The sequence below is a fragment of the Kitasatospora sp. NPDC002543 genome (assembly GCF_053594915.1).
The window spans coordinates 1-2,310 of sequence record NZ_JBSFWR010000223.1 but is presented as its reverse complement, the minus strand read 5'-3'; the positions used below and the strand labels follow the sequence as shown (position 1 = coordinate 2,310).

Below are 2,310 nucleotides of genomic sequence, written 5' to 3'. Positions count from 1 at the left end.
GCCGCGACGACCGCCCGGTGCTCGAAGCTCGCGCGGGCGGTGACCAGGGCGTGCGCGACGTCCGGCACCCGCACCTCGGGGTGCGCGGTCAGGTGTGCGTGCAGGCGGGCGGCCTGCTCCCGCAGGGCGGGCGCGGTCTTCGCCGACAGCACCACCGGAACGACCGGGGCTTCCGCCAGACCGCCGTCGACGGCGGCCTGTGCCTCGACGCCTTCGATGATCACGTGGGCGTTGGTGCCGCTGATACCGAAGGAGGAGACACCGGCCCGGCGCGGCCGCTCACCGAGGGGCCATTCGCGGGACTCGGTGAGCAGTTCGACGGCGCCGGCCTCCCACTCCACCTGCGAGGAGCGCTGCTCGGCGTGGAGCGTGGGCGGCATGACGCCGTGGCGCATGGCCTCGACGACCTTGATGACACCCGCGACGCCGGCTGCGGCCTGGGCGTGGCCCATGTTGGACTTGATGGAGCCGAGCCACAGCGGCGCGCCGTCCTCGCGTCCCTGGCCGTAAGTGGCGAGCAGCGCCTGGGCCTCGATCGGGTCACCGAGGCGGGTGCCGGTGCCGTGCGCCTCGACGAGGTCGACGTCGGCCGTGGTCAGGCCCGCCGAGGTCAGGGCCTGGCGGATGACCCGCTGCTGCGAGGGGCCGTTGGGGGCGGAGAAGCCGTTGGAGGCGCCGTCCTGGTTGACGGCCGAGCCGCGGACGACGGCGAGCACGGGGTGGCCGTTGCGGCGGGCGTCGGAGAGCCGCTCCAGCAGCAGGACGCCCACGCCCTCGGCCCAGCCGGTGCCGTCGGCCGAGTCGGAGAACGACTTGGCCCGGCCGTCAGGGGAGAGGCCCTGCTGGCGGCTGAACTCGATCAGCATGTCGGGGGTCGCCATCACGGCGACGCCGCCGGCCACGGCGAGCGAGCACTCGCCGGAACGCAGGGCCTGGCCGGCGAGGTGCATGGCGACGAGGGAGGAGGAGCACGCCGTGTCGACGGTGACCGACGGGCCCTCCAGGCCGAGGGTGTAGGAGATACGACCGGAGACCAGGCTGCCGCCGCTGGTGGTGCCGACCTCGTTGCCCTTGGCGTAGTCGTGGTACATCACGCCGGCGAACACGCCGGTCGCCGAGCCCTTGAGGCCCGTGGGGTCGATGCCGGCCCGCTCCATGGCCTCCCAGGAGGTCTCCAGGAGGAGACGCTGCTGCGGATCCATGATCAGTGCCTCGTTGGGGCTGATCCCGAAGAAAGCCGGGTCGAACTCGCCCGCGTCGTAAAGGAATCCGCCGTTCCGGGTGTAGATCTTGCCCTCGACGCCGGGCGTCGGGTCGAAGAGCTGCCGGAGGTCCCAGCCGCGGTCGGCGGGGAAGTCGCCGATGGCGTCGGCGCCGTCGGCGACCAGCTGCCAGAGCTGCTCGGGGGTGGTGACGCCGCCGGGGTAGCGGCAGGCCATGCCGACGATCGCGATCGGGTCGTCGCTGACGGCCGTCGCGGTGCCGACCACCGGGGTGATCGAGGAGCTCGTCGCGCCGAGTGCCTCGGTGGCGATGTGCTGGGCGACGGCGTGGGCGGAGGGGTAGTCGAAGACGAGGGTGGCCGGCAGGCGCAGGCCGGTGGCGGTGTTGAGGCGGTTGCGCAGTTCGACGGCGGAGAGCGAGTCGAAGCCCAACTCCTGGAAGGCGCGGTCGGGTTCGATCGCGTCGGGGGTGGTGTGGCCGAGGACGGCGGCGACCTCGGTGCGGACCAGGGTGGTGAGTTCGGTCAGGCGCTGGTCGGCGGTGAGGCCGGCCAGTCGGGCCGCGAGGCCGCCCGCGAGCGAGCCGGTGGCGCCGGTGGCGGCGCGGCGCAGGCCCGTGCGGACCATGCCGCGCAGGAGGGCGGGGAGTTCGTCGGTGCGGGACTCCAGGGTGCGGCGGTCGACGCGCAGACCGGTGACGTTCGCCCGGCCGGCGGCGGTCGCCTCGTCGAACAGGGCCAGGCCCTCGGCGACCGGGACGGCCGGCATGCCGAGGCGGGCCATCCGCTCCTCGGCCTCGGCGAGCACGCCGCCGAGGCCGGTCTCCGTGGCCCAGAGGCCGTAGGCGATGGCGGTGGCGGTGAGGCCTTGGGCGTTGCGGTGGGCGGCGAGGGCGTCGAGGAAGGTGTTGGCGGCGGCGTAGTTGCCCTGGCCGGCGGCGAGGACCTGGCCTCCGGCGGAGGACAGGAGCACGAACAGGCGCAGGTCGAGACCGGCGGTGAGTTCGTGGAGGTGCCAGGCGGCGTCCGCCTTGGGGGCGAGGACGTGGTCCAGGCTCTGGGTGTCCAGCGCGCCGATGAGGGCATTG

At 74.0% G+C, this 2,310-nt stretch carries 1 protein-coding gene; it reads right to left on the bottom strand.

The genetic code is table 11. The features are described 5' to 3' along the window. The coding region (locus ACWD4P_RS38105; protein ID WP_449782806.1) for a type I polyketide synthase at positions 1–2,310 on the bottom strand (2,310 nt) is incomplete at both ends.